The following is a 25,798-nucleotide window of genomic DNA, read 5'->3' on the forward strand; positions in this document are numbered from 1 at the left end:
CCTTTCCCCGGGCACACCACAGGATGCGAAGAGTGTCCCGGATTGCGGCAATGGCTGTCCGGCTGTGCGGGACGTGTCGGGAGAGGATGGTCCGTACGGACTCGATCTGTGACCCCGAGGGGGCCCGGAGGAGCCCGGAAGAGCTCGATACGGGGGGAGGGTGCCCCTGCGAGGCGGCGGAAACCGCCCCGCGGGAGGCCGCGCCCCTAGGCGACGGGCGGGTCCTTGCGGAGCCTGAACCAGTAGAAGCCGTGTCCCGCGAGGGTGAGCAGGTAGGGCCACTGGCCGATGGCGGGGAAGCGCACCCCGCCGATCAGCTCCACCGGATGGCGGCCGTTGTACGCCCGCAGGTCCAGTTCCGTCGGTTGCGCGAACCGCGAGAAGTTGTGGACGCACAGCACCAGGTCGTCGGTGCCGTCGCCGTTCGGGGGTGCCTCCCGGATGAAGGCCAGGACGGCCGGGTTCGAGGACGGCAGTTCCGCGTACGAGCCGGTGCCGAACGCGTGGTTCTGCTTGCGGATCTCGATCATCCGCCGGGTCCAGTGCAGCAGTGAGGACGGAGAGGCCATCGACGCCTCGACGTTGGTGACCTGGTAGCCGTAGACCGGGTCCATGATGGTGGGGAGGTAGAGCCGTCCCGGATCGCTGGAGGAGAAGCCGGCGTTGCGGTCGGGGGTCCACTGCATCGGGGTGCGTACGGCGTCGCGGTCGCCCAGCCAGATGTTGTCGCCCATCCCGATCTCGTCCCCGTAGTAGAGGATCGGGGAGCCGGGCAGGGACAGCAGGAGCGCGGTGAACAGCTCGATCTGGTTGCGGTCGTTGTCCAGGAGGGGCGCCAGCCGGCGGCGGATGCCGATGTTGGCCCGCATCCGCGGGTCCTTGGCGTACTCCGCGTACATGTAGTCGCGCTCTTCGTCCGTGACCATTTCGAGCGTCAGCTCGTCGTGGTTGCGCAGGAAGATGCCCCACTGGCAGTTCTTCGGGATCGCCGGGGTCTTCGCCAGGATTTCCGAGACCGGGTAGCGGCTCTCACGCCGTACGGCCATGAAGATGCGGGGCATCACCGGGAAGTGGAATGCCATGTGGCACTCGTCCCCGCCGGTCTGGAAGTCACCGAAGTAGTCGACGACGTCCTCGGGCCACTGGTTGGCCTCGGCCAGCAGCACGGTGTCCGGGTAGTTGGCGTCGATCTCCTTGCGGACCCGCTTGAGGAAGTCGTGGGCCTCGGGGAGGTTCTCGCAGTTGGTGTTCTCGCGCTGGTAGAGGTAGGGCACGGCGTCCAGGCGGAAGCCGTCGATCCCCAGGTCCAGCCAGAAGCGCAGCGCCGAGATGATCTCCTCCTGCACCGCCGGGTTCTCGTAGTTGAGATCGGGCTGGTGCGAGAAGAACCGGTGCCAGTAGTACTGCTTGCGCACCGGGTCGAAGGTCCAGTTGGACGTCTCGGTGTCGACGAAGATGATCCGGGCGTCCTGGAACTGCTTGTCGTCGTCGGCCCAGACGTAGTAGTTCCCGTACGGCCCGTCGGGGTCCGTGCGGGACTGCTGGAACCAGTCGTGCTGATCGCTCGTGTGGTTCATGACGAAGTCGATGATCACGCGCATGCCGCGCTGGTGCGCGGCGTCGACGAACTCGACGAAGTCGGCGAGGTCACCGAACTCCGGCAGGACCGCGGTGTAGTCGGAGACGTCGTACCCGCCGTCGCGCAGCGGCGACTTGAAGAACGGCGGGAGCCAGAGGCAGTCGACGCCCAGCCACTGCAGGTAGTCGAGTTTGGCGGTGATGCCCTTGAGGTCGCCGATGCCGTCGCCGTTGGAGTCCTGGAAGGACCGGACGAGGACCTCGTAGAAGACGGCTCGTTTGAACCAGTCGGGATCGCGGTCCTTGGCGGGAGTGTCCTCGAACGTGTCGTGGACGGGCTCGTTGACGATCATGGTGTGGGTGACCCTCCGGTCGGCGGGGACGGTCGCAGAACGACGATGTGCGCGGGTGTGACACCCGGCTCCAGACGCACATAGAAGGTCCTGCCCCAGTGATAGGTGTCGCCGGTGAGCTCGTCGCGCACCGGTACGCGCTCATGCCAGTCGAGGCAGAGCTGTGGCATGTCCAACGAGACCGTGGCCTCCTGGGTGTGGTGGGGGTCGAGGTTGACGACCACCAGGACGATGTCGGTGCCCGAGCGCTTGCTGTACGCGATCAGTGCCTCGTTGTCGACGGAGTGGAAGTGCACGTCGCGCAGTTGCTGGAGCGCCGGGTGGCGTCGTCTGATCCGGTTGAGCGAGGTGATCAGAGGTGCCAGCGAACGGCCCTCGCGCTCCGCCGACTCCCAGTCCCGCGGTTTGATCTCGTACTTCTCCGAGTGCAGGTACTCCTCGCTCCCCGGACGCACCGGGGTGTTCTCGCACAGTTCGAATCCCGCGTAGACGCCCCAGGACGGCGACAGGGTCGCGCCCAGGACGGCCCGCGCCTCGAAGGCGGGGCGGCCGCCTTCCTGGAGGTATCCGGGAAGGATGTCGGGGGTGTTCACGAAGAAGTTGGGCCGCATGTACGAGGCGGATTCGCCCGAAAGCTCCGTGACGTACTCGGTGAGTTCCTGCTTCGTGTTACGCCAGGTGAAGTACGTGTACGACTGCTGGAAGCCGACCGCGGCGAGCGTGCGCATCATCGCGGGCCGGGTGAACGCCTCCGCCAGGAAGATCACGTCGGGGTCGGTGCGGTTGATCTCGCCGATCACCTTCTCCCAGAAGACCACCGGCTTGGTGTGCGGATTGTCGACGCGGAAGACGCGTACGCCGTGGCCCATCCAGAACCGCAGGACGCGGACCGACTCCGCGACCAGCCCGGCCATGTCCTTGTCGAAGGCGATCGGGTAGATGTCCTGGTACTTCTTGGGCGGGTTCTCCGCGTAGGCGATGGAGCCGTCGGGACGGTGGTGGAACCACTCCGGGTGCTCGGTCACCCAGGGGTGGTCGGGGGAGCACTGGAGGGCGAAGTCCAGGGCGACCTCCATCCGCAGGGTGCGGGCGGTGTCGACGAAGTGGTCGAAGTCGGCCAGGGTGCCGAGCTCGGGGTGGACGGTGTCGTGTCCGCCGTCGGCGGAGCCGATGGCCCACGGCACACCCGGGTCGTCCGGGCCGGGGGTGAGGGTGTTGTCCGCGCCCTTGCGGTGGGTGGTGCCGATGGGGTGGATGGGGGGGAGGTAGACCACATCGAAGCCCATCGCAGCGACGGCGGGCAGTCGCTCGGCGGCCGTGCGGAAGGTGCCGCTGATGATCCGGGTGGCGGGCGGCCGGGGCTCCGCGGCCTTGCCCGTCCGGCCCTTCCTGGTGCCCTTCGGCGGCTTGACCTCCTCCACCCGGGCGCCCTCGGAGCGGGGGAACAGCTCGTACCAGGAGCCGTAGAGCGCCCGGCGGCGCTCCACGGTCAGGGGCATCGGGCGCGAGGCGGTCACCAGTTCGCGCAGCGGATGGCGCGACAGCGCCTCGTCCGCCGCGGGGGCGAGCGCCGCGGCGAGCCGGGATGCCGCGGGGAGCGTGGGGTCGCGCAGGGCGTCGGCGGCCGCGAGCACCGCCTCCCGGCCGTCCTGCTTCGGTACGTCCTCGGCGGCCCGCTCGTAGAGCGCGGCGCCCTCCGCCAGGACCAGTTCGGTGTCGATGCCCGCGGGGATCTTGATCCCCGCGGCGTGCCGCCAGGTGGCGACCGGATCGCTCCACGCCTCCACCGTGTAGGTCCACCGGCCTTCGGCTGACGGGGTGACGTCGGCGCCCCACCGGTCCGTGCCGGGCGCCAGTTCGCGCATCGGCGTCCAGGGTCCGGGGCGTCCGTTCGGGTCCGTGAGGACGACGTTGGCGGCCACCGCGTCGTGGCCTTCGCGGAAGACGGTGGCGGTGACCTGGAAGGTCTCACCGGCTACGGCTTTCGCCGGCCTTCTGCCGCAGTCGACGAGCGGACGGACGTCGAGGACGGGAATGCGACCGATCATGGAATCACCTGGGGGCTGGAGCTCGGTGGGCGCGGGGCGTGAGGCTGAGGCGGGAAGCTGTACGGGTGTGCCGCGCTTGTTGGGGTTTGTCCTTTGTAGCCGCTCTGCTGTCGGCTGGCTGGCTCTGGGCATGGCCGCTCCTGTCCGCGTTCACTCGAATGGCACTCGAATGGGTGGTGCGCGGGGTATCCGCGCCCAGTTCGGGTGAGCGGATACGGACTGCCTGGGTCGTGTACCGGGGAAGCCTGCCCACTGTTCTCGGGTGGGCAATCCGGCAGCGTGTTAACTACTCGGTCGTAGCTGCCGGGCGCGGCGATTCCCGTTCCCCGGCCGCCACTGGAAGCCTTCCCTGTGCCCCGTACCCCCACAAGGCCGCATGAGGGGGCGGAATCGGCCATATCACTTCGGGTGAATTCCTACGCATTGGGCCAATGGGTGGGCATAAGGCGCGTGGGCCGGGTAAGTACGGGTGAGGCGTGAGGTGTCAGAAGGTGCCCGGGAGAGGGGCACGGGGCGGAGCCGGGGTGCGCGGGAGCGGGCGGGGCGTGACCGCCGCACCCGGTGAGCCGGTCGCACGCCGTGGCCGGATTCCCCGGCGTGGCGCTACCTTCGAGGGTGACGGAGGGGGTGCACACCGTGGTGCGTCCCCTCGGATTCGTACGTCCCCTGTAAAGGTGGAATACGTGAAGGCCATTCGTCGATTCACCGTGCGTCCTGTCCTCCCCGATTCCCTCCGACCGCTTCAGGATCTCGCGCGCAACCTGCGCTGGTCCTGGCACACCGAGACCCGTGAGCTCTTCCAGGCCGTCGACCCCGAGGGCTGGCGGCCGGCCGACGCCGACCCGGTCCGGCTGCTCGGCGCCGTGTCCGCCGGGCGCCTCGCCGAGCTGGCCGGGGACGAGCAGTTCGTCCGCCGGCTGACCGAGGTGGCCGAGGACCTGCGCGCCTACCTGGACGGCCCGAGGTGGTATCAGGACCAGCTCGCCGCCGGCGCGGAACTCCCCGCCGGCGTGGCCTACTTCTCACCCGAGTTCGGAGTGACCGCGGCGCTGCCGCAGTACTCCGGCGGCCTCGGCATCCTGGCGGGCGACCACCTCAAGGCCGCCAGCGACCTGGGCGTACCGCTCATCGGAGTGGGCCTGCTCTACCGGCACGGCTACTTCCGCCAGAGCCTCTCGCGCGACGGCTGGCAGCAGGAGCACTACCCCGTCCTCGACCCGAACGAGCTGCCGCTCACCCTGGTGCGCGAGACCGACGGCACTCCCAGCCGGGTGGTACTGGCACTGCCCGGCGGACGCTCGCTCCACGCCTGCGTCTGGCAGGCGCAGGTCGGGCGCGTACCGCTGCTGCTGCTCGACTCCGACGTGGAGGAGAACGCGGCGCGCGAGCGCGACGTCACCGACCGGCTGTACGGCGGCGGCAGCGACCACCGGCTCCTCCAGGAGATGCTGCTCGGCATCGGCGGGGTCCGCGCGGTGCGGACCTACTGCCGGCTGACCGGGACCCCCGCCCCGAGGTCTTCCACACCAACGAGGGGCACGCCGGATTCCTCGGCCTGGAGCGCATCCGGGAACTCTCCGAGACCGGCCTGGACTTCGACGCCGCCCTGGAAGTGGTACGGGCCGGCACGGTGTTCACCACCCACACCCCCGTGCCCGCCGGGATAGACCGCTTCGACCGCCAGCTGGTGGCCCGCCACTTCGGGGACGACGGCGAGCTGCCGGGCGTCGCCGTCGAGCGGGTGCTGCGGCTCGGCATGGAGACCTACGAGGGCGGCGAGCCCGGCCTCTTCAACATGGCGGTGATGGGGCTGCGGCTCGCCCAGCGCGCCAACGGGGTCTCCACCCTGCACGGAGCCGTCAGCCGGGAGATGTTCTCCGGGCTGTGGCCGGGATTCGACCCCTCCGAGGTGCCCATCACCTCGGTGACCAACGGGGTGCACGCCCCGACCTGGGTGGCTCCCGAGGTCTACGGGCTCGGCGCCGGGAAGGCTCGTCCCGCCGGCACCCTCCGGCAGGGGGACGCCGTGGCGGCCGTCCCGGACCGGGAGATCTGGGACCTGCGCCGGGTCCTGCGCGAACAGCTGGTGACGGAGGTGCGCAGGCGGCTTCACGCCTCCTGGCGCCGTCGCGGCGCGGGTACGGCCGAGCTCGGCTGGATCGACGGCGTACTGGACCCGGACGTCCTGACCATCGGGTTCGCCCGCCGCGTGCCCTCGTACAAGCGCCTCACGCTCATGCTCCGCGACCGCGACCGGCTGACGGAGCTGCTGCTCCACCCGGAGCACCCCATCCAGATCGTCGTCGCGGGCAAGGCGCATCCGGCCGACGACGGCGGCAAGAGGCTGGTGCAGGAGCTGGTGCGCTTCTCGGACGACCCGCGGGTGCGCCACCGCATCGTCTTCCTGCCGGACTACGGCATGGGCATGGCGAAGAAGCTCTATCCGGGCTGCGACGTCTGGCTCAACAACCCGCTGCGCCCGCTGGAGGCGTGCGGCACCAGCGGGATGAAGGCGGCGCTCAACGGCTGCCTCAACCTGTCGGTGCGCGACGGGTGGTGGGACGAGTGGTACGAGCCGGACTTCGGCTGGGAGATCCCCACCGCCGACGGTTCCGCCACGGACGAGGACCGGCGCGACGAGCTGGAGGCCAACGCCCTCTACGCGCTGATCGAGGACCGCGTCGCACCGCGTTTCTACGACCGGGACCCCGAGGGGCTGCCGGAGCGCTGGATCGAGATGGTCCGCCGTACCCTCGTCACGCTCGGACCCAAGGTGCTCGCCGGACGCATGGTGCGGGAGTACGTGGAGCGGCTCTACACGCCCGCCGCGCAGGCACGGCGCGCCCTCGACCCGGCGGCGGCGCGGGAACTGGCGGCGTGGAAGACCCGTGTGCGGGCGGCGTGGTCCGGGGTGGCCGTCGACCACGTGGAGGCGTCGGCCGCCACCGTCACGGGCGGTGCGGCCGAGCTCGGCTCCACCCTGTCGCTGCGGGTGCGGATCGCCCTCGGCGGGCTGGACCCGGACGACGTCGAGGTCCAGGTGGTCGCGGGGCGGGTCGACTCCGGGGACGCGATCGCGGACGCGCAGGCGTTCCCGCTGAAGCCCGCGGGCGGTCACGACCTGGAGGACCGCTGGCTGTACGAGGGTCCGCTCGCCCTGGACCGGACGGGACCGTACGGCTACACCGTGCGTGTCCTGCCCTCCCACCGGCTGCTGGCGTCCGGCGCCGAGCTCGGCCTGGTCGCGCTGCCGGCGGAGGGGGCGGTGGAGGGCACGGGCGTGCTGCTGCGCTGACGGCCCGTCGCGTACGGCCACGGCATGGCGAACGGCCCGGGAGGAGAGCGAACCCCGCCCGGGCCGTTCCGTTCGGTGGACCCCGGTGCTCCGGGGCCTGACCCGAGGGACAGGCCCCGGACCACTCAGAAGGTCAGTCTGAAGCTGTTGATCCTGCCGGTGTCCTGCGCGGCGATGTCCTGGACCTTGAGCTTCCAGGCGCCGTTCGCCACCTCGGACGAGGCGTTGACCGTGTAGGTCGTGACCACGTTGTCCGCTGAGTCGCTCGACGAGGAGTTCTTCAGCCGGTAGGCCGTGCCGTCGGGGGCGACCAGGTCGATGACCAGGTCACCGCGGTAGGTGTGCGTGATGTCCACGCCGGCCTGGAGGGTGCTGGGGGCGTTGCCCGCGACACCGGTGACGTTGACCGTGCTGGTGACGGCCGCGCCGTTGTCCGGGACCGCCACGGCGGTGGTGTTCTCGAAGACGGTGCCACCGCCGCCGCCACCGGGGCGGGTACCGACGTTGACGCCGGCCCAGGCGTGGGCCACCGCCTTGTACTCGGCGCTGGCCGTGCCGTACAGCTCACCGGCCACGGCGAGGGTGCCGGTGCGGGCCGCCGCGTAGTTCGTGGTGGAGGTGAACTTGGTGGTGAGCGCCTTGAACCAGATCTGCAGGGCCTTGTCCCGGCCGATGCCGGTCACGGGCAGCCCGTCGGAGGTCGGCGAGTCGTAGGCGACGCCGTTGACGGTCTTGGCGCCGCTGCCCTCGGAGAGCAGGTAGAACCAGTGGTTCGCCGGACCCGAGGAGTAGTGGACGTCGATCGAGCCGATGCCCGAGTACCAGGCGTCCTTGGACGAACCGTCCTTGCTCGGCTTGTCCATGTAGCGCAGCGGGGTGCCGTTGCCCCTGATGTCGATCTTCTCGCCGACGAAGTAGTCACCCGGGTCGGCGCTGGTGTCGGAGTAGAACTCCACACCCGCGGCGAAGATGTCCGACGTGGCCTCGTTGAGGCCGCCGGACTCGCCGCTGTAGACGAGCTTGGCCGTGGCCGCGGTGACGCCGTGCGCCATCTCGTGGGCGGCGACGTCGAGCGAGGTCAGCGGCTTGGTGTTGTTCGCCCCGTCGCCGTACGTCATGCAGAAGCAGCTGTCCTGCCAGAACGCGTTGACGTAGGCGTTGCCGTAGTGGACGCGGGAGTACGCGGCCACCCCGTCACCCCGGATGCCCGTGCGGCCGTGGATGTTCTTGAAGTAGTCCCAGGTCTCGGCGGCGCCGTAGTGCGCGTCGGCGCCCGCGGTCTCCAGGTTCTGCGGGGTGCCGTTGCCCCAGATGTCGTCGGGGCCGGAGAAGAGGGTCCCGGTGCCCGAGGTGGCGCGGTTCAGGTTGTACGTCTTGCCGTTGCCCCGCGTGGTGTCGGTCAGCGTGTACGAGGGCGCGGTGCCGAGCGTCACCTGGCCGCTGTACTGGGTGTTGCCGGTGCCGTTCTTGACGGCCTGCCACTCGAAGAGCTTGGCGCCGCTCGACGCGTCCGTGACGACGTGCAGCTCGTTCGGCGTGCCGTCGTGCTGGAAACCGCCGACGACGGTCTCGTAGGCGAGCTGCGGAGTGCCGCTCGCCATCCAGACCACCTTGCGCGGGGCCTTGTCGGCCTCGGTCGCCTTCGAACCCTCGGTCCTCGCCGCGCCGAGCGCCTGCTTCTCGGCGGCGGCCGGAGTGACGTCCGCGGCCGTGCCGACGGCCTTGAGCTGAGCGCTGGTGGCCTTGGACGCCTTGGTGACGCGCTCGGTGCGCCCCGCCTTCGACTCCTGCACGACGAGGTCGCCGCCGAGTACGGGGAGCCCGTCGAAGGTGCGCTCGTAGCGGGTGTGGGTGGTGCCGTCGCGGTCCTGGACGACGTCGCGGGGGACGAGCTTCTCCTGCGGGCCGAGACCGAGCTCCTTGGCGGTGTCCGCCTTGGTGGAGTTGGCGTCGCGGAGCAGTTCGGCGCGCTGCGAGGGTGAGAGCTGCGCGGGGAGCGAACCGGGGTCGGCCTTGGCGGCGGCCGGGGCGGCGACGGGGCCGCCGGCGGGGGTGGCGGTTGCGGTGCCGGACTGGATGCCGACGGCGAGCATCGCTGCCGCGGCTATCAGAGCGCCGGCCGCTGTGGCACGACGGGTGTGCGTGGGTCTCACGCTGACTCCTTCTGCGAGGGGGGTCTCGGGCGGCCGGGTAAGCCATCCGGGCAGAGCAAGCGGTGCGCAGAACGGGGTGAAGAGTGTCAGCAGATGAGTGCACCTGTCAGGACCGCGTCAATAACTTGGCCGGAAATCGTTCGCTGCCCGATCGGCCATGTCCGTTGAGCGGACGTTTCCCCGCTCGTCGCCGTGATGACGTCCGGAGTTCGCCGACGCCCGTAATCCCAGGGAGATCAGGGGTTGCGGAGGGCAGGAGGCGGGTGCGGGCGGCCCGGGGGATTCCGGCCGACGACCACCTGATGAGACGGCGCGGAGTGTGGCTCGTTCCGCGCCGTCCTCTTCGGTGCCGAGTCGGGGCCGGGGCGGGGAGCGTTGCTTCACGAGCACCGCCGGCAGGTGCGGGCGTCTCGGTGGAGGCGGGTCCAGGGCTTGCCGCAGATCAGTCTCATGCCGGGGCTGACGCATGAGGTCTCGTACACCTTGCCGTCGGTCGTGCTGGCCTCGATCCAGACGTTCTCCCCCTGCTGGTGTGATGATCACCCCGGTGGCCGTACGGTCCTCCCGGACGGCGCGGCCTGTCCGGTGGACCGGCACGCCCGGCGGCACGGTGCAATCGCGGAACCCGCAAGGGGCCCGGGTCAGGCCAGGCTGTCCCGCCAGGCCCTGTGCAGTCCGGCGAACCTGCCCGTGCCACCGATGAGTTCCGCCGGGGCCCCGTCCTCCACGATCCGGCCGCGCTCCATCACCAGCACCCGGTCCGCGATCTCCACGGTCGAGAGCCGGTGCGCGATCACCACCGCCGTACGGCCGTGCAGCACCGTGTCCATCGCCTGCTGGACCGCCCGTTCCCCCGGGATGTCCAGGGAGCTCGTCGCCTCGTCGAGGATCAGCACCGCCGGATCGGCGAGCAGGGCGCGGGCGAACGCGACGAGCTGTCGCTGGCCCGCCGAGATCCGGCCGCCCCGCTTGCGTACGTCCGTGTCGTAGCCGTCGGGCAGGCCGCTGATGAAGTCGTGCGCGCCGATGGCCTTGGCCGCGCGCTCGATCTCCCCGGGCGTCGCGTCCGGCCGGCCGATCGCGATGTTCTCCGCGACCGTCCCGGAGAACAGGAACGCCTCCTGGGTCACCATCACCACGCCCCGCCGCAGCTCGGCGGTGGCGAGGTCCCGCAGATCGGTGCCGTCCAGCAGGACCCGGCCCTCGACCGGATCGTAGAAGCGGGCCAGCAGCTTCGCCAGCGTCGACTTCCCCGCGCCCGTCGAACCGACCACGGCGACGGTCTGCCCGGCCGGCACCGTCAGATCGAGGCGCGGCAGGACCTCGCCGCCCGTGCGGTACGCGAAGCGCACCCCGTCGAAGACCACCTCCCGGCCCGGATGCCCGTCGGTCAGGGCCGGCAGGTCCTTCGGGTCGGCCGTCTCGGGGACCGTGGGCGTCTGCGCCAGCAGGCCCGCGATCTTGTCCAGTGACGCGGCGGCCGACTGATACGAGTTCAGGAACATCCCGAGCCGGTCGATCGGGTCGTAGAGCCGTCGCAGATAGAGCACGGCGGCGGCCAGCACGCCGAGGGCGAGCGTCCCGGACGCCACGCGATAGGCGCCCCACAGCACCATCGCCGCCACCGCCGTGTTGGCGACCAGCCGGGAGCCGATGACGTAACGCGCCATCTCCAGCATCGCGTCGCCGTTGGAGCGCTCATGACGGTGGTTGAGCACCGCGAAGTCCGCGTCGTTGCCCCGCTCGCGGCGGAACGCCTGGACCGGCCGGATGCCGTTCATCGTCTCCGCGAACTTGACGATGACCGAGGCGATCGCCGTGGACCGCAGGGCGAACGCCTTCCCCGCCCGCCGCTGGTACAGACGCACCAGCAGGTACAGCGGTACGAAGGAGAGCACCGCGACCGAGCCGATGGCCGGGTCGAGCCAGAGCAGCAGCACGGAGATGGACACGAAGGACATGATCACGCCGATCAGTTCCTGGAGCCCTTCTTCCAGCAGCTCCCGCAGGGACTCCACGTCCGTGGTCGACCGTGAGATCAGCCGCCCCGAGGTGTAGCGCTCGTGGAACTCCACACACAGGGCCTGCGCGTGCCGGAAGATCCGGCCGCGCAGGTCGAGCAGGACGTCCTGGCTGATCCGCGCGGAGCCTCTGACGAACGCGTACTGGAGGATTCCCGCCCCGACCGAACAGAGCGCGTACCCGCAGGCCACGGCGGTCAGCGGCCCGTGGTCGCCGGACCGGAACGCGGGTACGCCGCTGTCGATGGCGTACGCCACCAGCAGCGGCCCCGCCTGGACGGCCGCCTGCTGGAGCACCAGGAGCAGACCGGTCACCCACACGCGGCCGCGCAGCGGACGCAGCAGCGAGGCGAGCAGGGCCCGTGTGGCGCCGCGCGGCGCGGGCAGCGCGTCCCGGTCGAACGGATCACCGGCCGCCCCGGTCAGAGCCGGTTCCCCGGGCGGAGGGCCGTCGTCGGCGAGGGCGGGTCGGTCCGTCTTCGCACCGGTCATCGGGTGCTGCCCTCCTCGGCAGTGGCGTCCTCGGCGGCCGAACTCCCCTGGCCGGCCCCCGCTTCCGTGGCGCCCGACATCAGCCAGGCGTACTCCGCGCTCGTGCGCAGCAGCTCCTGATGCGTACCGACCGCGCTGATCCGGCCCCCGGAGAGCAGCGCCACCCGGTCGGCGAGCATGACGGTCGACGGCCGGTGCGCCACGACCACGGCGGTCGTCCGTGCGAGCACCTGCCGCAGCGCCGCCTCGACGCGCGTCTCGGTGTGCACGTCCAGCGCGGAGAGCGGGTCGTCCAGCACCAGGAAGCGGGGACGGCCGACGACCGCGCGGGCCAGCGCGAGGCGCTGGCGCTGACCGCCCGACAGGCTGAGCCCCTGCTCGCCGACCTGGGTGTCCAGACCGTGCGGAAGGTCGTGGACGAAGTCCGCCTGCGCGACGGAGAGGGCCCGGCGCAGCTCCTCCTCGCCCGCCCCTTCGGCGCCCATCAGTACGTTCTCGCCCACGGTCGCGGAGAAGAGGGTCGGCTCCTCGAACGCCACCGACACAAGCTCGCGCAGCCGCGGCCGTGCCATCCCCGCGATGTCCTCGCCGTCCAGCGTGATCCGGCCCGCGGTGACCTCGTGCAGCCGGGGGACGAGCGCGGTGAGCGTCGTCTTGCCCGAGCCCGTGGCGCCCACCAGGGCCATGGTCTCGCCCGGGCGTACCCGGAGGTCGACGCGGGCCAGGACGGGTGCGGAGGCGGGATCGGCGTCGGGATACCGGAACTCGACGCCTTCGAACACCATGCCGGGCTCATCGCTCACGCGGGCACGGCCGTCACCGTCCGCGTCGCGCTCCTGCGCCACGTCCATGACCTCGAAGTACCGCTCGGTCGCGGTCGCCGACTCCTGGCTCATCGCCAGCAGGAAGCCGATCGACTCCACCGGCCAGCGCAGCGCGAGCGCCGTCGAGAGGAAGGCCACGAGCGTGCCCGCCGACAGCGCGCCGTCCGCCACCTGGACCGTGCCGAGCACCAGCGCCGCCCCGATCGCCAGCTCGGGAAGGGTGGTGATGAGGGCCCAGATCCCGGCGAGCAGCCTGGCCTTGACCAGTTCCGTACCGCGCAGCCGCCGCGAGAGCGCGTGGAAGGCCAGTGCCTGGCTGCGGTGCCGGCCGAAGCCCTTGACGATCCGGATGCCGAGCACGCTCTCCTCGACGACCGTCGTCAGATCTCCCACCTGGTCCTGGGCCCCGCGCGCCGCCACGGAGTACTTCGTCTCGAAGAGCGAGCAGAGGATCACCAGCGGGACGGCGGGTGCGAGCAGCACCAGACCGAGCGACCAGGCCTGGTCGAACAGGATGACGAAACCGACCAGGATCGTGGTCGCGTTGACGAACAGGAAGGTCAGCGGGAAGGCGAGGAACATCCGCAGCAGCGTCAGGTCCGTGGTCCCGCGCGAGAGCAGCTGCCCCGAGGGCCAGCGGTCGTGGAAGGCCACGGGGAGCCGTTGCATATGCCGGTACAGGTCGGCGCGCATCGACGCCTCGACCCCCGCGAGCGGCCGGGCCACGAGCCACCTGCGCAGGCCGAAGAGGCCCGCCTCGGCCAGCCCGAGGAGCAGGAGGTACAGCGCCCCCAGCCACACGCCGCCGGGGTCACGGCCGGCGACCGGGCCGTCCACCATCCACTTCAGTACGAGCGGGATCACGAGCCCGAGGCACGAGGCCAGGACCGCCACGAACGCCGCGCTGAACAGCCGGAGACGGATGGGACGGACGTAGGGCCACAGGCGCAGCAGCGAGCGCACGGCGGACCGGTCCGTGTGCTCTGCAGGTGTTTCGGGCATCAGGAGCGAGCCTACGATTCACCACTGACATCTCTCAGCACCTTTTCTGGCCGTATCCGCCGGACCGCGACCCCGCCGTGCCGGCGACGGCACTCCTTCCACCTGCGCAGTCGCTCCCCACGAGCAACGAAGGAGCCCTCCTGCCGCGTCGCAGCCTCCCGGGAAACCCCGCACCGCTCACGCCCGCACCCGCAGCAGCAGCACCGCCCGTCCCGGTACCGTCAGGGCCGTACCCCCGGGGTGCAAGGTCCCCGGGGCGGCCGTCTGGTCCTCGAGCGAGGTGTCCAGAAGCAGTTCGTACGTCGTCGCCCAGGGCGGCCCCGGGAGGGTGAAACCGGTCGGCGCTCCGCCCGCGTGGAGGATCGTCAGGAAGCTGTCGTCGCTCACCTGCTCGCCCCGGGCGTCCCGTCCCGGGATGTCCCGCCCGGACAGGTACAGGCCGAGCGCCGCCGCGGGCGCGTACCAGTCCCGCTCGGTCATCTCCTTGCCCTCGCGGGTGAACCACGCCAGGTCGCGCAGCCCGTCCGGCGCCTGCGCGCGGCCCGAGAAGAAGGCCCGGCGCCGCAGCACCGGGTGGGTGTGGCGCAGGGCCAGCACCCGGGCGGTCAGTTCGGTCAGCCCGCGCCACTCCGGCTGTTCCAGCAGCGACCAGTCCAGCCAGCTGACCTCGTTGTCCTGGCAGTACGCGTTGTTGTTGCCCCTCTGCGTACGGCCCATCTCGTCGCCCGCCACCAGCATCGGGACACCGGTGGACAGGAGCAGGGTGGTCAGCAGGTTGCGCAGTTGGCGCCTGCGCAGCGCGTTGACACCGGGATCGTCCGTCTCGCCCTCGGCGCCGCAGTTCCACGCCCGGTTGTCGTGCGTGCCGTCCCGGTTGCCCTCACCGTTCGCCTCGTTGTGCTTCTGCTCGTAACTGACCAGGTCGCGCAGGGTGAAACCGTCGTGCGCCGTGACGAAGTTGACCGAGGCGTACGGCCGTCTGCCGCCCCAGGCGTAGAGGTCGCTCGAACCGGTCAGCCGGTAGCCGAGGTCACGGACGTCGGGCAGGGCGCCGCGCCAGAAGTCCCGTACGGCATCGCGGTAGCGGTCGTTCCACTCGGTCCACAGCGGGGGGAACGCGCCGACCTGGTAACCGCCGTTGCCGACGTCCCACGGTTCGGCGATCAGCTTGACCCGGCGCAGCACCGGGTCCTGTGCGATCACCGCGAGGAACGGGGACAGCATGTCGACGTCGTGCATGGAGCGGGCGAGCGCCGCCGCCAGGTCGAAGCGGAATCCGTCCACGCCCATCTCCGTCACCCAGTAGCGGAGCGAGTCGGTGATCAGCCGCAGCACCTGCGGCTGCACCACGTGCAGGGTGTTGCCGCAGCCGGTGTAGTCCGCGTATCTGCGGGCGTCGGCCTGGAGCCGGTAGTAGCCACGGTTGTCGATGCCGCGCAGCGACAGCATCGGACCCAGCTCGCCCGCCTCCGCCGTGTGGTTGTAGACCACGTCGAGGATCACCTCGATCCCGGCGTCGTGCAGGGCGTGCACCATCCGTTTGAACTCGCCGACCTGCTGGCCCGCGGTGCCGCTCGCCGAGTAGCCCGCGTGCGGGGCGAAGTAGCCGATGGAGTTGTAGCCCCAGTAGTTGCGCAGCCCCCGCCGGAGCAGATGGTCCTCGTGCGCGAACTGGTGCACCGGCAGCAGTTCGACCGCCGTCACCCCCAGCCGCTTCAGATGGCCGACGGCCGCCGGATGGGCGAGACCGGCGTACGTACCGCGCAGCTCCGGGGGGATGTCCGGGTGGAGCCTGGTGAATCCGCGCACGTGGAGCTCGTAGATGACGGAGTCCGCCCAGGGCGTCTTGGGACGCCGGTCGTCCACCCAGTCGTCGTCGTCGTGGACGACGACGCCCTTGGGGACGAAGGGGGCCGAGTCCCGGTCGTCGCGCACCGTGTCCGCGACGTGCTGCTGCGGCCAGTCGCGCACATGGCCGTACACCTCGGACGGCAGGGTGAAGGAGCCGTCCACCGCCCGTGCGTACGGGTCCAGGAGCAGCTTCGCCGCGTTCCAGCGGGCGCCGGTCCACGGGTCCCAGCGGCCGTGCACCCGGTAGCCGTAGCGCGTGCCCGGCCGGACGCCCGGCACGAAGCCGTGCCAGATCTCGTGGGTCAGCTCGGTCAGCGGGCACCGCGTCTCGTTGCCCTGTTCGTCGAAGAGACAGAGGTCGACCGATTCCGCGCCGCCCGCCCAGAGCGCGAAGTTCGTCCCCGCCACCCCGTCCGGGCCCACCCGGAAGCGGGCGCCGAGGGGCATGGGAGCCCCCGGCCACACGGGTGGTGCCTGCGGTGCGCCGCGCGCCGCGACGGCCCCCGCTTCCCTTCCACCGCCTTCCCGATCCGCTCCTGCACCGTCTCCTGCTCGGCTGCGCTCGACACCTTCCAGCCTCCCGCGGCTCGTCGGACCGGCACCGGCGAGGGAGCCCACGGCGTCCCGGCCGGGCCCTTCCCGGTGTGGTCCTTCCCTCTGTTCTGCCCAGGGCGGGCCCCGCATTCACGTTTCCCCCGCGCGGCCCTGGTCGTTGGGGGTGCGTGAACCACGTAACGAAGAGGGCACGGGCGGGATCGGCCGCCGTGCTGACATGGGCAGGACTGCTGACCGTGCTGGCCGTACTGGCCGGCTGCACCGGGGGAAGCCGGGACATCGGCGAGGGAAAGCCCGGCTCGTCCGGCGACGCGATCCAGATCTTCCCGCGCGACGGCGCCGAGGACGTCGGCCCGGAGCGCCGGATCGAGGTGAGCATTCCCGACGGGCGGCTCGAACGGGTGCGGGTGACCCGGGTCGAGGACGCGCGGCGGCAGGCCGTCCCGGGCCGGATCTCGGACGACGGGCTCTCCTGGCGGCCCGCGGGCGGCGCCGGCCGGCTCGCGCTGGCCTCGAAGTACAGCGTGGAAGCGGTGGCCGTCGACGCCGAGGGCCGCCGCTCGGCCCGCAACACGGCCTTCACCACCGTGGTGCCCGACCACCGCTTCATCGGCTACTTCAAGCCGGAGAACCGCTCGACGGTGGGCACCGGCATGATCGTGGCCTTCGAGTTCAGCCGTCCCATCCGCGACCGCGCCGCCGTGCAGAAGGCCATCCGGGTCACCGCGGACCCGGCTGTGGAGGTGGTGGGCCACTGGTTCGGCAGGGACCGGCTCGACTTCCGGCCCGCGGCGTACTGGAAGCCGGGCACCGAGGTCACCGTCGAGGTCGGGCTGCGCGATGTGGAGGGTGCCCCCGGGGTGTTCGGGAGCCAGCGCAGGACGGTCGGCTTCACGGTCGGCCGGTCCCAGGTCTCCCTGGTCGACGCGGCCGGGCACACCATGCAGGTACGCCGTGACGGCGAGCTGATCAGCACCGTGCCGATCTCGGCCGGCGCCCCGAAGACGCCCACGTACAACGGGAAGATGGTGGTCAGCGAGATGCACGAGGTCACCAGGATGGACGGCCGCACGGTCGGCTTCGGCGGGGAGTACGACATCAAGGACGTCCCGCACGCCATCCGGCTCACCGAGTCCGGCACCTTCCTGCACGGCAACTACTGGGCCCCCGCCGACACCTTCGGCTCGCTCAACACCAGCCACGGCTGTATCGGCCTGCGCGACGTGAAGGGCGGCGGCGGGTCGGCGCCGGGCGGCTGGTTCTTCGACCGCACGCTCATCGGCGACGTCGTCGAGGTGGTCAACTCCCCGGACAGGAAGGTCGCCCCCGACAACGGCCTCAGCGGCTGGAACCTCAGCTGGCAGGCGTGGAAGGCGGGCTCCGCGCTGCGCTGACACCCCGCCGGGCCCCGGCCCGCCGCACCCCGCGCCACCTGCGCACCTCCCCGGCACGTTGGGACTGAACGGTGACATGCGCGAGGGAGCACTCCCCGCGCCCGGTGTGATTATCTAGCGCTGGCGCGCATGTTCGGCGCGCGGGGGTGCGGGTTCCGGCGGGTCGCCGGGCCGTGCGAGGGGAGACAACCACATTGAACGGGCAGCCCATATGGGGGGCATCGGCCGGAGCGGCCGGTGGGCGGCGCGGACGCGGGGCGTCCGGACTTCTGGCGCTGGTACTGGGTGCGCTGCTGTTGCTGGTCACGGCCTGCGGCGGGGGAGCGAGCGCGAGCGGGAAGAAGCCCGGTGAGGACGACGGGCCCAAGGCCGTGGACACGACCGCCTCGCAGGCGGTCGTCACCATCGCGCCCGAGGACGGCGCGGACTCCGTGGCGACGAGCGGAGCACTGAGAATCTCGGCGGCCAAGGGCAAGCTGAGCGCGGTGCGGGTCACCGGTCCCAAGGGGGACGAGGTCGAGGGGAAGATCGCGGCGGACGGGGCGAGCTGGGTCCCGGACCGGCATCTGGCCGCGGCGACGAAGTACGCGGTGCACGCGGTCGCCAAGGACGCCGAGGGGCGGGAGTCGGCGAAGGACACCACGTTCACCACGCTCGTCCCGCAGAACACCTTCATCGGGCAGTACACGCCCGAGGACGGTTCGACGGTCGGCGTCGGCATGCCGGTGTCGATCAACTTCACCCGGGGGATCACCGATCCGGAAGCCGTGGAGAAGGCGATCCGGGTGACGGCCGATCCGCCCGTGGAGGTGGCGGGCCACTGGTTCGGCAACGACCGGCTCGACTTCCGTCCGGAGAAGTACTGGGCCGCGGGCACGAAGGTCACCGTGCGGCTCGACCTCGACGGGGTCGAGGGCCGGCCGGGGGTCTACGGCAAGCAGGCCAAGACGGTGTCGTTCACCATCGGCCGCAGCCAGGTCTCCACGGTCGACGCGAGCACCCACCGGATGAGGGTGGTCAGGGACGGCAAGCAGATCAAGGACATCCCGATCTCCGCCGGCGCCCCGGCCACGACCACGTACAACGGTCAGATGGTCATCAGCGAGAAGCTCGAGGTGACCCGGATGAACGGGGACACCGTCGGTTTCGGCGGCGAGTACGACATCAAGGACGTGCCCCACGCGATGCGGCTGTCCACCTCGGGCACCTTCATCCACGGCAACTACTGGGGCGCCTCGGACATCTTCGGCAGGACCAACACGAGCCACGGCTGTGTCGGTCTGCGCGATGTGCGCGGCGGGTACGACGGCCGGACCCCGGCCGCCTGGTTCTTCGACCGGTCCCTCATCGGGGACGTGGTCATCGTGAAGAACAGCAAGGACAAGACGATCAAGCCGGAGAACGGCCTCAACGGCTGGAACATGGCCTGGTCGGAGTGGACCGCGTAGGTACGGTCGTCCGACGCGGGGGGCCGGTGCTGTGACCAACAGCACCGGCCCCCGCGCGTTAGCGCCGGTTAACCTGCTGCCCATGACCGTAACCCTCGAAGTAAGCGACCACGTCGGTACGATCCGGCTGGACCGCCCGCCGATGAACGCCCTGGACATCGCCGTCCAGGACCGTCTGCGCGAACTGGCCGAGGAGGCCACCCGCCGCGACGACGTGCGCGCCGTGATCCTCTACGGCGGCGAGAAGGTGTTCGCCGCCGGCGCGGACATCAAGGAGATGCAGCAGATGGACCACCCGGCCATGGTCGTGCGCTCCAAGGCGTTGCAGGACTCCTTCACCGCCGTGGCGCGTATCCCCAAGCCCGTCGTCGCCGCCGTCACCGGCTACGCGCTCGGCGGCGGCTGCGAACTGGCGCTCTGCGCCGACTACCGGATCGCGGCGGACAACGCGAAGCTGGGTCAGCCGGAGATCCTGCTCGGCCTGATCCCCGGCGCGGGCGGTACGCAGCGGCTCGCCCGGCTGGTCGGCCCGTCCCGGGCCAAGGACCTCATCTTCACGGGCCGTCAGGTGAAGGCGGCGGAGGCTCTGGAGATCGGCCTCGTGGACCGGGTGGTGCCCGCCGCCGAGGTGTACGAGCAGGCGCACGCCTGGGCCGCGCGCCTCGCCAGGGGGCCCGCGCTGGCGCTGCGCGCCGCCAAGGAGTCCGTGGACGCGGGCCTGGAGACCGACATCGACACCGGGCTCACGATCGAGCGGAACTGGTTCGCGGGTCTGTTCGCCACCGAGGACCGGGAGCGCGGGATGCGCAGCTTCGTGGAGGAGGGCCCGGGCAAGGCCAAGTTCGTCTGACCGAACGCCAGTTGGGCACGGAATGACGTGCGTTCATCCGTGTGGGCGGTTTAGCTGGGCCTTGAGGGAGCCTTGGGGCCCAGTGGTCCCACGGGGGTGTGACACCTTGTACGGAGAGGTGTTCCCGCAGCTCAGGTGGGGTATGGAGGGGGACTTTCTGCCGGTGGCATATGCCGGACCACCCGTGCGGAATGGCAGATTCCGACCCGGGGATTCCCCGGGAACGGCCCCGGAACCCGCTCCGTGCGGCCATGATGGTGGGCATGGCGGGCCTGGAGGGTGTGGAACAGCCGCGACAGCGCAGCAGCGCGACCGCGGCACGCTGGACATCGACCCTGGAGGACGAACAGGCGTCCAAAGCGCTGGAGTTGTTCGGAAATCCGACGGAGAACGAGGTCCGGTTGCCCTCGCGTCCGGAGTCCGCCGCGACCGCCAGGCGGCTCACCTCCGGTGTGGTGCTGCGGCAGTGGGGCCTCTCCCCGCTGATCGCCGAGCACGCGGTCCTGCTCGTCTCGGAACTGGTCGGCAACGCGGTGCGCCATACCGGTGCCCGGATCTTCGGTCTGCGCATGGTGCGCCGCCGGGGCTGGATCAGGGTCGAGGTGCGCGACCCCTCACGTGGCCTGCCCTGTCTGATGCCCGTCCGGGAGATGGACGTCAGCGGCCGGGGTCTCTTCCTCGTCGACAAGCTGTCCGACCGCTGGGGCGTGGACCTCTTACCCCGCGGCAAGACCACCTGGTTCGAGATGCGGATCTCCGACCGCTGACAGCCGGGTCCGGCCCCGCCGCACTCGCCCGAACCCGTCTTCGGACGCACAGAAGCCCCCGGTCAGCCGTGGTGCGGCGCGTCGGGGGCATCTGTGGGGGGCCGTGAAGTGGGGGTGAGTTCCACGGCCGCTACGGACGACCTGGCCCGGGTCAATGGAGGTCGTGACCCCGACTATGGCAGATCGGTGACCCGGCCGCCAAAGTCCCAAATCGGACGAGTCGCCACGTAACCGCACATAGCGCTTGTAAATCGTAGGTGTGTTGAGTCACTCGCCTGGCTTTCGGGGCATAATCATGGGAGCGGGCGGGTAATTCATTGATCATCTGCTCCGTGGCCGATCTGGTGGCTCCGGCCCGCCGCGCGACGGGCAACCCCCTTCAGGGCGGTGCGCGGGCCGCCGCTCCCGCCCCCGTATACGCCCGATAATCTGACCCCGTCAGTGACGCAGGACGAAGGGGCGGAACAGTGGCGGACATCGAGTCGGCACGTAAGGCATTCGACCGGTTCGACGGGAACGGCGACGGCCTCATCACGGCGCACGAGTACAAGAGCGCGATGGCGCAGCTCGGCGACCCGTTCGTCACCGAGACGGTGGCGCAGGCGATCATCAACTCGAACGACGCGAACGGTGACGGCCTGCTCACCTTCGAGGAGTTCTGGGCCTCGCAGAACAAGGGCTGACCCGCCTGGAGGACCCCCGGCCGCCGGGCCGGGGGACCGCCGTCAGCCGCGGTACGGGTCCCAGCCGTCCAGCTCGTCCTGGCGCGGTGCCCTGACCACCGAGGGTGCCCCGGGACCGAACGCCATCACCGGCCGGGTCGCGTCCCAGGACGGCCAGCCGGGATCACCGGAGGCCACGAACCGTACCCACGCCCTGTGCATCGCGTCGGCCAGCTCCCGCGGAGCTCCCGGTCCGGTCAGCGCCACCGCCTCGGGCCGGTCCAGGGTGTCGAAGACGAAAGCGATCTCCAGCCCGTGACAGGCCCCGAGGCCGTGCACGGGGAGGGCCAGCCGAACTCGTACACATGCGTGGCGGCACGGCCCGCCGCCCGGCTGTCGGCCAGCCGGTTGAGCGGGACCCGCAGCAGCAGATCCGTGGCGAGGGCGCCGAGCAGTTCACCGGGCGTCGCCCGGGGGCGGTTCCCCCGGTACGTACGGAGTGTGGCGCGCGGTACGCCGAGCCTCCTCAGCGCCAGGCGCAGCCCGAGGCGCCCCAGCCTCCTCGTCACTCCGCTGGGCACGAACCAGAGCCGGTACTCCTCGGTGTTCGCCCCCATCAGCAGACCGACGCCGTGGCCGGCGCCTTCGAGCAGGGCCCGGGCCGGATCGCGGGGCAGCAGTGTGCCGTCGACCACGAGCTGGAAGGAGTTCCCGCCGGTCAGCGGGGAGCCGCCGCCCGTCACCCGGGTCTGTGCTTCCAGCAGCAGCTCCGGGTCGACCGCCGCCAGGGCCGCGGCCGTCGCCGGGACACCCAGACGCCTCGCGATCAGCTCCGTCGTACGCCGCCCGGCCTCGGGCGGGAGCGCCGTGGGCGTACCGCTCTGCAGCACCGCCCGCCGGAACAGGCCGGCCGACCGGGGCGCCGCGAGCAGCGCGCCGACGCCGACCGCTCCCGCCGACTCCCCGGCCACCGTCACCCGCTCCGGGTCACCCCCGAACGCGGCGATGTTGTCCCGCACCCACTCCAGGGCGGCGAGCTGGTCGAGCAGCCCCCGGTTGGCGGGCGCGTCGGGGAGCACCCCGAACCCCTCGACGCCCAGGCGGTAGTTGACCGAGACCAGGACCACCCCGTCCCGGGCGAACGCGGTGCCGTCGTACAGGGGAACGGCCGACGAGCCGTGCAGCAGTGAGCCACCGTGGACCCAGACCAGGACCGGCAGCCCGTGCGCACCGGCGTCCGGCGTCCAGACGTTCAGGTTGAGGCAACCGTCGCCCGCCACCTCCGGGTCCGGCAGCAGCCTGTCCAGCGGAGGCGCGTACCCCCGTTTGGGTGCCGTGGGGCCGAACGTGAGCGCGTCCCTGACGCCGACCCACGGCTCGGGCGGTTCCGGAGCCCGGAAGCGCCTGGCTCCCACCGGAGGGGCGGCGTACGGGATGCCCCGGAAGACCGTCACGCCCCGCTCGACCGCGCCGCGCACGGTCCCGTGGGCGGTGGCCACCAGCGGGGGTATCTCCACCCGGGTCTCGGACATGGGGTGCGTCAGCCTTTCGCGGGAGGTCCCTCGTGACTCCATACCTACCCGCTTCCGCGCCGGACGGCGCCCGGAGCAGGCGCCGGGCGCCCTGCGGGCGGACCGCGGTCAGGCGGCGAAGTACCCGGACATCACATCCCGTTCGTCGAGCTCCACCAGATCGGGACGGGTGTAGCGCTCGGCGCGCGCGTGGTAGTCGAAATCGCCCCGCACGAGCCCGCGATAGTCCCGGACGCAGCGTTCGAGAGCCACCCTCGTGCTGCCGTCGATACCCGCCGCGTCCATCTCATCGGCAAGTTCCTTTTCGGCCCGCTGTACACGCTCCGCGATGCGGCCCAGCTGAATTCCCGCCTCGTCGACCGCTTGCTGGAGCGTGCATCTTCGGTCCCGCTGAAGGAGCCGTACGGCGTTGTGCTCGTAACCGAGCAGTGCCTCCTTCTCGAAGGAGCAGATGTCATTGCAGAGGCCGGAGTGATCGGTCACCGCGTTGCGCAGAGCGATATACGCGGGCAGGCTGCGCGCGGACTCCGGGAGATCGATTCCCGCGGTGATCTCGTGCAGGTCGAGGAAGGGCTGCATCGCCACCGAGTCCCGGCGGTGCTTCACGAAGTCGGCCCGGGTCGGCACCTGCCCCGCGGCCCGCTCGACGGCCTCCGCGTAGTACGTCCACAGCCAGGCGACCGTGTCCCGGCGGAACTGTCGGACCCAGCGCGGGGAACGGCCCTGGCAGGTCCGCATCCGCAGCCCGTCGAGCGCGCGCTCCATCGGGCCGTTCGGTACGGCGCCGTCCAGCACGTCCACGAGCCGGGCGATCGCCTCCTCGCACATCCGGGGGTCGCGCCCGGCCGGTCCGTCGTCGAACTCGTCGTCGACCAGGAAAGCCCAGAAGAGCCATTGGCAGAAGAGATCGAGATGCTGCTGCGAAGCCGAGGGGAAGACGAGAGATATCCATAGCTCCGGCCGGGTCCGCAGCATTTTCTTCCTGGCCATCGGTGACAGCAGGAGATCATTGCCATCCGCCCACTCCCAGGCGGCCTTTCGCGTCTGCTCCATGCCCGGATTGCACCCTGTGCTCTGGAACGGCATATGAAACGCCGGCAACACGATCTGGCTCATTGGTGCCCCTCGTCGAGACGCTGCGGATTAACGATGCGAACGCGGAATTGATCGAATTCACGCATCGGTGCGAACTCGTCGGCGCGGGAGTGCTCCAGGTGCGCCGGTCCTGGCCGAAGGGGCGCCGTAGGAGGTGAGACGGTCATCGCGGTCCCCCTCTCTCCGTCAGCCGGCCGGGCGCCGAGCGGTGCGCGTGAGCTGCCGGCCCCCCGCGCGTCACCATGCGTGACACCTAGTGAACCCTGTGGCGGCGGCTGGCGGAAGCCGTTTGTGACCGAAACTGTGTGATCGCCATGAACGCCTGATCGTTCCTGAGCAGTAGGCGGACTCGTGGGACCGATCGCCTAGTTGGGGCCGGCGGTGCGGAGGAAGAGCGTCCCGGGCCGGGACGCGACAGCGAACGGACGCACGACAGCGCCGGTCCCCGCACGATGCGGGAACCGGCGCTGTCTGGTGCAACGGCTACGGAGTGACGCAGCCGATCGAGCCGGCCGGGTAGTTGTTGCCGGTCGACGTCGCGGTGAACCCGAAGGTGACGCTGCCTTCCGGCGTGATGTTCCGGTTGTAGTCCAGGTTCTTGACGGTGACCGCCCCGTCGGAGCCCGTGGTCATCGCACCGTTCCACACACTGCTGACCTTGGCGCCCGCGCCGGGCATCCATTTCACGGCCCAGCCCGCGCGCGTCGTCTTGGCGTGGTTCATGACCTCGACGGAACCCTGGAAGCCGCCGTTCCAGGAGTTGGTCACGTTGTAGATGACCATGCACCCGTCCTGCGGGTCGGTGGGCGTGGTGGGCGTCGGAGTGGGTGTCGGCGTCGGGGTCGGCGTCGGCGTGGGTGTCGGGGTGGGCGTCGGCGTCGGCGTCGGCGTGGGTGTCGGTGTCGGCGTGGCGCCCGAGCCGCGGATGCCGGTCACCTCACCGTTGCCGCCGTCGAAGACGATGTCGGAGCAGGAGAAGAAGTTCTCCTGGCTGTCCGAGCGCACCCACTGGATGAACATCACCGCGTTACCCGAGCGGCCCGAGGGCAGGTTCAGGTTCCAGAAGTAGTGGCCGCCTTCCGAGCCCGCCGAACCGGTCTGCGCCGGGTTGGTGACGGTCTCGATCAGCTCCAGGTCGCCCCAGCCCAGCGGGGAGGTGGGCGAGTAGCCGGGCTTGGACAGGTACACCCGGAACGAGCCCGGGTGCGCCGCCCAGTTGCTGTGCTTGACCTGGATCGTCTTCCCGGACGTCAGGTGCGTACGCGGCCAGTCGGCGCGAGCGGCGTTGTATCCGGTGAAGTTGTACGGCGACCGGTCACCGGCGCTGCACAGCTTTCCGTCCGGGACGTAACCCGCCCCCCGCCCGCCCGCGTTGGAGTCGAGCACGGCGAACCAGTTGTACAGAGCGGTGGAGCCGCTCTCGTTGAGCGCCGCCCGGCACGCCGGGTTGGTCGGGTCCAGTGCGCCCGTGCCGCTCTTGGAGTCCAGCCAGCAGAGGTAGGTACGCGATCCCGGCGTCATCGTGACGCCGTGCGCCTGGGCGTTTCCCTGGCCCAGTAAGGTCAGGGTTATTCCGCCGAGCAGCGTCGCGAGCACCGCCGCCAGGGAAACAAGCTGTTTTCTGCGTCGAGCCATGGTGTCTCCTGTGCCTGAGTGGATGGTCTTCCGGTGGGGCTTCTCTCCCGCGGTCACCTCGGACGGATCAACCGCTGTGGCGCGGCGGTCGACGGTGTGCGGGCCGGGACGGACGGCGCCGCGCACAGCGTGGCGACGCTCGCCGGGTGGCGGTGCGAAGGGGCGGAGCTCGGGCTCATGGCGTGGGGCCTTTCCGGGTGGGGGCCGGAGGAGCGCGGGCCTGACGGGGTCGTGGGGCCCGCG

At 70.9% G+C, this 25,798-nt stretch carries 13 protein-coding genes and 2 pseudogenes; 6 read left to right on the top strand and 9 right to left on the bottom strand.

The genetic code is table 11. From position 1 onward, the window contains the following. Positions 1-206: 206 nt before the first annotated feature. Positions 207-1,931 carry a maltose alpha-D-glucosyltransferase gene (treS, locus tag Sfulv_RS20515; RefSeq protein WP_173316044.1) on the bottom strand — a complete coding sequence of 575 codons (1,725 nt, stop codon included), beginning with the start codon at positions 1,929-1,931 and terminating at the stop codon, positions 207-209. Next, entirely contained in the window at positions 1,928-3,979 is a 2,052-nt protein-coding gene (locus Sfulv_RS20520; RefSeq protein ID WP_173316045.1) for an alpha-1,4-glucan--maltose-1-phosphate maltosyltransferase, read from the bottom strand. Before Sfulv_RS20520 ends, treS begins: the two co-directional genes overlap by 4 nt. A gap of 683 nt (positions 3,980-4,662) precedes the next feature. Between Sfulv_RS20520 and glgP the strand changes: the two are divergent. Next, positions 4,663-7,274 (top strand): annotated as a pseudogene (gene glgP, locus Sfulv_RS20525) (alpha-glucan family phosphorylase). A gap of 125 nt (positions 7,275-7,399) precedes the next feature. Here glgP and Sfulv_RS20530 read toward each other — a convergent pair. From Sfulv_RS20530 to glgX, 4 genes are all read right to left on the bottom strand, one after another. Beyond that, positions 7,400-9,427: a M4 family metallopeptidase gene (locus tag Sfulv_RS20530; protein ID WP_173316046.1), complete on the bottom strand. Its 2,028-nt coding sequence runs from the start codon at positions 9,425-9,427 to the stop codon at positions 7,400-7,402. A 641-nt stretch (positions 9,428-10,068) separates the two neighbouring features. Next, positions 10,069-11,940 (bottom strand): ABC transporter ATP-binding protein, encoded by a 1,872-nt coding sequence (locus Sfulv_RS20535; RefSeq protein WP_173316047.1) that lies wholly within the window; start codon positions 11,938-11,940, stop codon positions 10,069-10,071. Beyond that, the gene (locus Sfulv_RS20540; RefSeq protein WP_173316048.1) at positions 11,937-13,766 is read right to left on the bottom strand and encodes an ABC transporter ATP-binding protein; all 1,830 of its coding nucleotides are present in this window, start codon (positions 13,764-13,766) and stop codon (positions 11,937-11,939) included. The genes Sfulv_RS20535 and Sfulv_RS20540 overlap by 4 nt, the downstream gene beginning before the upstream one ends. Before the next feature lie 177 nt (positions 13,767-13,943). Beyond that, positions 13,944-16,064 carry a glycogen debranching protein GlgX gene (gene glgX / locus Sfulv_RS20545; protein WP_256669032.1) on the bottom strand — a complete coding sequence of 707 codons (2,121 nt, stop codon included), beginning with the start codon at positions 16,062-16,064 and terminating at the stop codon, positions 13,944-13,946. A 275-nt stretch (positions 16,065-16,339) separates the two neighbouring features. Between glgX and Sfulv_RS20550 the strand changes: the two genes are divergently transcribed. From Sfulv_RS20550 to Sfulv_RS20570, 5 genes are all read left to right on the top strand, one after another. Continuing rightward, positions 16,340-17,566 (top strand): L,D-transpeptidase, encoded by a 1,227-nt coding sequence (locus tag Sfulv_RS20550; RefSeq protein WP_173316049.1) that lies wholly within the window; start codon positions 16,340-16,342, stop codon positions 17,564-17,566. Between the two features lie 194 nt (positions 17,567-17,760). Continuing rightward, entirely contained in the window at positions 17,761-19,014 is a 1,254-nt protein-coding gene (locus tag Sfulv_RS20555) for a L,D-transpeptidase (protein WP_173316050.1), read from the top strand. 82 nt (positions 19,015-19,096) lie between these two features. Then, positions 19,097-19,864: an enoyl-CoA hydratase/isomerase family protein gene (locus tag Sfulv_RS20560; protein WP_173316051.1), complete on the top strand. Its 768-nt coding sequence runs from the start codon at positions 19,097-19,099 to the stop codon at positions 19,862-19,864. A gap of 251 nt (positions 19,865-20,115) precedes the next feature. Next, positions 20,116-20,631 (top strand): ATP-binding protein, encoded by a 516-nt coding sequence (locus Sfulv_RS20565; RefSeq protein WP_173318060.1) that lies wholly within the window; start codon positions 20,116-20,118, stop codon positions 20,629-20,631. 467 nt (positions 20,632-21,098) lie between these two features. Continuing rightward, positions 21,099-21,314 (top strand): EF-hand domain-containing protein, encoded by a 216-nt coding sequence (locus Sfulv_RS20570; protein ID WP_173316052.1) that lies wholly within the window; start codon positions 21,099-21,101, stop codon positions 21,312-21,314. Between the two features lie 42 nt (positions 21,315-21,356). On the opposite strand, the pseudogene Sfulv_RS20575 reads toward Sfulv_RS20570, so the two are convergent. The 3 genes and pseudogenes from Sfulv_RS20575 to Sfulv_RS20585 all read right to left on the bottom strand — a co-directional run bounded on the left by Sfulv_RS20575 (position 21,357) and on the right by Sfulv_RS20585 (position 25,555). Continuing rightward, positions 21,357-22,825 (bottom strand): annotated as a pseudogene (locus tag Sfulv_RS20575) (carboxylesterase/lipase family protein). Between the two features lie 108 nt (positions 22,826-22,933). Then, on the bottom strand, positions 22,934-23,878 hold the full coding sequence (locus Sfulv_RS20580) for a terpene synthase family protein (protein ID WP_425576922.1): 945 nt from the start codon (positions 23,876-23,878) through the stop codon (positions 22,934-22,936). 525 nt (positions 23,879-24,403) lie between these two features. After that, the gene (locus Sfulv_RS20585; RefSeq protein ID WP_173316053.1) at positions 24,404-25,555 is read right to left on the bottom strand and encodes a lytic polysaccharide monooxygenase; all 1,152 of its coding nucleotides are present in this window, start codon (positions 25,553-25,555) and stop codon (positions 24,404-24,406) included. Positions 25,556-25,798 lie beyond the last annotated feature (243 nt).

Source organism: Streptomyces fulvorobeus (assembly GCF_013167895.1).
Classification (GTDB): Bacteria; Actinomycetota; Actinomycetes; order Streptomycetales; family Streptomycetaceae; genus Streptomyces; species Streptomyces fulvorobeus.

Bases quoted from the DNA above. Each gene is read 5' to 3' on its own strand.
- treS (WP_173316044.1), bottom strand. From the start codon at position 1,931: ATGATCGTCAACGAGCCCGTCCACGACACGTTCGAGGACACTCCCGCC.
- Sfulv_RS20520 (WP_173316045.1), bottom strand. From the start codon at position 3,979: ATGATCGGTCGCATTCCCGTCCTCGACGTCCGTCCGCTCGTCGACTGC.
- Sfulv_RS20535 (WP_173316047.1), bottom strand. From the start codon at position 11,940: ATGACCGGTGCGAAGACGGACCGACCCGCCCTCGCCGACGACGGCCCT.
- Sfulv_RS20540 (WP_173316048.1), bottom strand. From the start codon at position 13,766: ATGCCCGAAACACCTGCAGAGCACACGGACCGGTCCGCCGTGCGCTCG.
- glgX (WP_256669032.1), bottom strand. From the start codon at position 16,064: ATGCCCCTCGGCGCCCGCTTCCGGGTGGGCCCGGACGGGGTGGCGGGG.
- Sfulv_RS20560 (WP_173316051.1), top strand. From the start codon at position 19,097: ATGACCGTAACCCTCGAAGTAAGCGACCACGTCGGTACGATCCGGCTG.
- Sfulv_RS20565 (WP_173318060.1), top strand. From the start codon at position 20,116: ATGATGGTGGGCATGGCGGGCCTGGAGGGTGTGGAACAGCCGCGACAG.
- Sfulv_RS20580 (WP_425576922.1), bottom strand. From the start codon at position 23,878: ATGGAGCAGACGCGAAAGGCCGCCTGGGAGTGGGCGGATGGCAATGAT.
- Sfulv_RS20585 (WP_173316053.1), bottom strand. From the start codon at position 25,555: ATGGCTCGACGCAGAAAACAGCTTGTTTCCCTGGCGGCGGTGCTCGCG.